General features: G+C 69.6%; 5 protein-coding genes and 1 tRNA gene. 3 read left to right on the forward strand and 3 right to left on the reverse strand.

Annotated elements, in window-relative coordinates:
• Positions 1–337: 337 nt before the first annotated feature.
• The gene (locus VG276_07370) at positions 338–823 is read right to left on the reverse strand and encodes a metal-dependent hydrolase (protein HEV8649213.1); all 486 of its coding nucleotides are present in this window, start codon (positions 821–823) and stop codon (positions 338–340) included.
• A gap of 385 nt (positions 824–1,208) precedes the next feature.
• Here VG276_07370 and VG276_07375 point away from each other — a divergent pair.
• A tRNA-Leu gene (locus VG276_07375) sits at positions 1,209–1,292 on the forward strand.
• 1,242 nt (positions 1,293–2,534) lie between these two features.
• Here the strand turns inward: VG276_07375 and VG276_07380 are convergent.
• On the reverse strand, positions 2,535–2,744 hold the full coding sequence (locus VG276_07380; GenBank protein ID HEV8649214.1) for a helix-turn-helix domain-containing protein: 210 nt from the start codon (positions 2,742–2,744) through the stop codon (positions 2,535–2,537).
• Positions 2,745–2,936: 192 nt separating this feature from the next.
• Between VG276_07380 and VG276_07385 the strand changes: the two genes are divergently transcribed.
• Both VG276_07385 and VG276_07390 read left to right on the forward strand, forming a co-directional pair.
• Positions 2,937–3,806 (forward strand): GntR family transcriptional regulator, encoded by an 870-nt coding sequence (locus VG276_07385; GenBank protein HEV8649215.1) that lies wholly within the window; start codon positions 2,937–2,939, stop codon positions 3,804–3,806.
• On the forward strand, positions 3,803–4,603 hold the full coding sequence (locus VG276_07390; protein ID HEV8649216.1) for a methyltransferase domain-containing protein: 801 nt from the start codon (positions 3,803–3,805) through the stop codon (positions 4,601–4,603). Before VG276_07385 ends, VG276_07390 begins: the two co-directional genes overlap by 4 nt.
• A 560-nt stretch (positions 4,604–5,163) precedes the next feature.
• Here VG276_07390 and VG276_07395 read toward each other — a convergent pair.
• Positions 5,164–5,456: IS5/IS1182 family transposase (locus VG276_07395; GenBank protein ID HEV8649217.1), on the reverse strand; the 293-nt coding region annotated here is incomplete at its 5' end.

Here is a 5,456-nt window from a genome sequence, read left to right on the forward strand (position 1 = left end):
AGCGCCTGGCGGTTGGCACCCAGTGCGGGTTTGCGACCTCCGTGGGGGGCAACGCGATCAGCGCGGACGACCAGCGCCGCAAGCTCGCGCTACTGGTGCGGACCGCGGAACGGGTGTTCGCCGCAGAACCTGGCACGTGACAGGCGGACTGCTCCGCACCGACGTGGGGTTCGGCGACCTCGGCCTGATGGTCATCCTCACCCACCATCTGGAGGCTGCGGGCGAGGAGGCGCAGCGCCGGGCCGGCCTGGCCACGCCGATGCGCCGGTCGGCCGGGCCGAGGAGGTCGCCGCGACCGTCCTATGGCTCTGCTCGTGCAGGACTTCCGGGCTGCTGCTCAGTGGACCACCCAGTACAGCGCGCCGGCGACCACGAGCGTGACCACGGCCAGCTCCCGCCAGCTCCGGGTCGGGAACGCGAGCCAGCCGAGGAACACCAGCCGCTCGCGGCTGAACGGCCACCACAGCGGCACGCCCTGCACGGTCAGGCCGTCGGCGAGCACGTGGGAGACCGCCCCGACCAGGACCGCGACCGCGACCAGCGGGGGTGGCGCCGGACCGACGAGCAGGCGCTGGCCGAGGTCGACGAGCACGGCGAGCGCCATGCACCAGAACAGCGAGTGCGTCGGCCCGCGGTGGCCTGGGGTGAGCCGGTGCCACCAGGCCGGCAGCAGGCGGCCGGTAGCGGAGCTCGGATGGTCGAGGTCGGGCAGCAGCCCGGCCACGCCCGCGAGCAGCCCTATGCCGGTCATGGGCGCGCCGAGGGCCTTGGCGGTGACGATGCCGGCCGCAGCGCCGATGAGGAAATGGCTGCGCTTCATCATCGTGGTCGGTCTCCGAACGCGGGTAGGTGGTCGGGTTTCCGGTGCCCACGCTCGCGACCAGTCTGGAGCAGGGGTGTGACGGCAGCGCCGGGTCCGCCGGCCGGGACGCTACGGGGTGCGCGCGAGCGCTGCAAGGCGCCCCTGGGGCGCCGCCGCCGTCGCCGTCGTGGGCTGGGCCGGCCCTGCGGGGACCGGGCGTCGTAGAGTCCATCCCCTTCTACCAGCGGCCCCTTCTACCAGCGGCGCATGGGGCTACGCGCGGAGATCGGTCCGGTTCCAGAAGCTGCTCCGGTAGCCGCGCCGGTGCGCGGGCCTGCCACGGCCGGGGCCCGCGGGATCGCGGGCGGATGACCCCCGCGGCACGCCCGAGTTACCCTCTCCCAAGGCGAGCGTGGCGGAACGGCAGACGCGCCGGGTTTAGGTCCCGGTGTCCTCGGACGTGGGGGTTCGAATCCCCCCGCTCGCACCAGCCCCTGACCAGCAGGTTCGCCCTTCACCTCCTCTCCCCTACCCGAGGCCTTCCGGCCGGTTGTCAACCGTTTGTCAACGGGACGCGCCGGCGCTTGGTCGGCGTCGCCCAGGATCAATCGAGCCACGGTTCCGGCCGCCTGGGCGTCCAAGCCGGGCAGCACATGGCTGTAGGTGTCCATCGTGATGGCGATATTGGCGTGGCCGAGCCGCTCACTGACCACCTTGGCCGGGACGCCGGCAGCCAGCGCCGCGGTCGCGTAGCTGTGGCGGACATCGTGCAGCCGGATCTTCGGCAGGCTGGCCGCCCGGGTGTGCTGCTCGAACCACTTGGAGAATCGGTGGGGGTGGATGGGGCGGCCGTCCGGCCAGGTGAACACTAGGCCGGAGTCTTGCCAGCGTGGGCCGATCGCGAGCCGTTGCTGGAGCTGCCGGGTTCGGTGCTCGCGCAGCGCGGCGACCGTCGCCGGGTCCAGCGCCAGCGACCGCCGGCCCTTGGCCGTCTTGGGCTCAGAGACGACGACCTTGTAGTTGACGACCACCCGCGGCCGGCGGGGTGAGACGCGGCCAGCGTCCAGGTCGACGTCGACCCAGCGCAGCCCGGCGATCTCGCCGCGCCGCATGCCGGTGGTGGCCAGCAGCAGCCAGGCCGCGTACAGCGGGTCGCCGCGCAGATGCTCGAGAAAGGCGCGAAGCTGGTCGGGGCTCCAGACGTGCATCTCCGGTGTCATGCCCTTGGGCAGGTCAGCAGCGGTGGCGACGTTGCGGGGCAGGTAGCCCCATCGAACGGCATCTCGGAGTGCCGCATGAAGCACTCCGTGGACGTTTCGGACGCTCTTCGGAGCTAATCCACCGCGGCCGTCTCGTCGTCCGTCGTCCAGCAGCGTCCGGTAGAAGGCCGTGAGGTGCGCCGGCGTGAGCCCCTGCAGCAGCACGCCACCGAGCGCTGGGACGATGTGCCGCTCGACGGCCATCCGATAGCTGTCCCAGGTGGAAGGCCGCACCCGCGGCGGGCGCACGGCGGGCAGCCACTCGTCGACCAGGAAGGCGCCGAGTCCGCGCGGCGACGGTCGGACAAAGGTGCCTTCGCGCAGCCGGGCAAGTGCCTCGTTGAGGGCCTCCTGGCACGCCTTCTTGGTCCGGAAGCCACCCTTGCTGCGCTGCCGGCGCTCGCCCGTCACGGGGTCCGGCACGCTGATGTACCAGGTGTAGGTACTGCCACGCTTGCGGATGCTGCCGCGCATCAGGGCCGCTCCTCGACTGGCATGCCGAGCATCTCGAGCAGCCGGGAGGTGGGTACGAGCAGCCGGCGGCCGAAGGAGATAGTGGGGAGCTGGCCGTTCGCAGCCGCTCGGTAGGCCGCGCTGCGGCTCACGCCAAGCAGCTTGGCAGCGCGCTCGACGCTGATCGTCGGTGGGAGGTCGGCCAGCTCGAGGGTCATCTCAGCGGCCACAGAGTCCGCGTTGACCCGAGACGGCCGTCCTCGGCCGGAGCGTTGCGACGACGCCACTCCCCTTGCCCTTTCCGGAGAGGTATGGTGAGGTACGGTACTACGTTCCTACGTTCCTGTCCACTTCCCACATCGCTGCTCTGTAGCATCCTGCCGCGGTCAGACGGACGGCTCGACATCCCTGGAGGCAGCCTCTTGTCCCTCTCGCGGCAAACTGCCTACGGTCAGATCGCAGATGCACTCCGCGCGGCGATCCTCGCCGGAGAGTACGAGCCCACCGATGAGAATCCTGCTCGGAACGAGCTGCCGGGGGCCATCGAACTCGGCGCCAAGTATGGCGTCAGCGACAAGACCGCCGCCCGCGCCGTCCAACAGCTCATCGCCGAAGGACTCGTCGTGGGTCGACCTGGACTGCGACCCATCGTTGTCCCCCGAGCGCAACGTCCTGACCGCTGGCCAATGCATCGCCGGTACGCTCGCGCCCGCGAGTCCCGCGGTCTGGTGTTCGGCGGCGACATGCTAGGTCGCGAGGTCAGGAAGCGGACCACAGAAACCGGATGGACTCCAGCCTCTGACACGATCGCGCCGCTCCTGCGCATCAACCCCGGCGATCGCGTGTGGGCTCGGGCTCGTGAGCTCCTGATCGACGGGCGGGTCGCCGAACTCAGCGTGAGCTTCTTCCCCGCCGAGGTGGCCGAAGGCACACCGCTGACCACACCGGGGGACTTCCCGCCCGGTGGTGTTGTACGGGTTCTCGAGGACGCCGGACATCCGGTCCTCCGGACCTACAACGAGGCCCGCTCGCGGCTGGCCACCGACGAGGAGCTCCGGGTGTTCGGCACCGACCCCGAGCTACAGCCACTCGCCAACCGGGTGGTCCTCGAGATCACCCATGCCACCTACGGGGTTGAAGGCGAGCCACTTGAGGCCGTCGTCAGCATCCGGCCGGCCGCCGGCAATGTCATCATCTTCGAGACCTACGAGGGCACCTCAGGAGAGGATGAAGACGACGACCCATCCGGTGGCCCGGACGCTGCGGCGACCAGCGAGAGGACGCCCCCATGAGCGGCGAATCGATCTTCGACGACGACGCTTCCCGCAAGCTGGAAGCGGCCTACCTGACGCCGGACGTGGTCGCGCAGCGGCGCGAGACGCTGCGCGCGCTCTCGCTCCAACCAGGCGAGCGGATCCTCGACATCGGTGCAGGACCAGGCCTGCTCGTCGCCGAAATGGCCGAGACGGTCGGCCCGTCCGGTCGCGTCACAGGGCTCGAGATCAGCGACAGCATGCTCGCCCTCGGCCGGCGGCGATGCACCGGTCCCTCGATCCGCGGACGAGTGGCCTTCGTGAAGGCGGATGCGGTGGCGCTCCCCTTCCCAGATGGCACCTTCGACGCTGCGGTCTCCACCCAGGTCTACGAGTACGTCGCCGACCTCAAAGCCGCGCTCGCCGAGTTGCACCGGGTCCTTCGTCCCGGTGGCCGAGTGCTCATCATCGACACCGACTGGGACTCGATCGTCTGGAACGCCACCGACCAGGAGCGCATGCACAGGCTCCTGAGCGCCTGGACGAAGCGTTTCGCCGACCCGCACCTTCCCCGCACGCTCAGTCGGCAACTGCAAGATGCCGGGCTGCAGGTGCGACACCGCGAGGTCCTGGTGCTGTTCAACCCGCAGTACGACTCTGACACCTTCAGCGTGGCGAACGGCGAGATCATGGCCGACTTCGCCGTCGCCCAGCATGCAATGACGCAAGACGACGCCGAGGCTTGGATGCAAGACCTGCAGCGCCTCGGTCGGGAAGGCCGCTACTTCTTCAGCCTGAACCGCTACCTCTTCATGGCGACCAAGTACCAGAGCTGACGGAGATGGTCGTAAGAACTTTCTCTACATCCTCAAGCGGCGCCTGCGGGCGGCGCGCAAGCGCGCCGTCCTCGCCGCCGAGGTACCGGGGCGCACGGGTCGCCCGCCTTCCCCAGCCCGCCGCAGCACGGCCCGCCGTGCCCACCCCGCGCCTGCCTCCCAGCGGGCATGGTGGGGAGGAGAAGGGTGGGGGAGTGGTGGATCGGCCTCGCGCTACGCGCGCCGCGCCTGGGACCCTGCACCCAGACGCGGACCGGCCGATCTCCGCTACCCGGTCGAAGAGCTAGCACCCGGCTCGTCCGCCGTCGAGGGCCGGAAAAAAGCTCGTCCGGCCAACGGGACACACTTCACCAATTTCGATGAGCTTTTTTTCCTCTTCGACCCTCGACCGCGGCCGTTCCGCGTGCTCCGGAGTCCAGCGTTCGCCGCCGGTGCGGCGACGCCCTACGGGCACGACCGAGCAGCGGAGGACGCCGCCCATGTGGCCCATGCGGACCAAGGCAAGGGGGATTGACACCTGCTGGTTCCGAGCGGAGCATGACGCCGCCCATTAAGAACTCCTAACAGTTTGAGATGTTGTGGAGGCGTCGCCAGCAGATGATGGCGCAGGCGAAGCGGAGGAAGGCTTCGTGGATGTCGTCGCGGATTTCCCATCGGATGCGGAGCCGGCGGAACCAGTGCAGTAGGGCGAAACCCTGCTCAACGACCCAGAGGTACACGCCCAGCCCGGAATCATGTTGCTCGCCGCGACGGGCGATGACCGGCTTGATCCCAGCCTCGCAAATTTGCTTGCGGTATTTGTCATGGTCGTAGCCGCGATCGGCGTAGAGCGCATCCGGACGCTGGGTGCCGG

Source organism: Actinomycetes bacterium (assembly GCA_036000965.1).
Taxonomy (GTDB): domain Bacteria; phylum Actinomycetota; class CALGFH01; order CALGFH01; family CALGFH01; genus DASYUT01.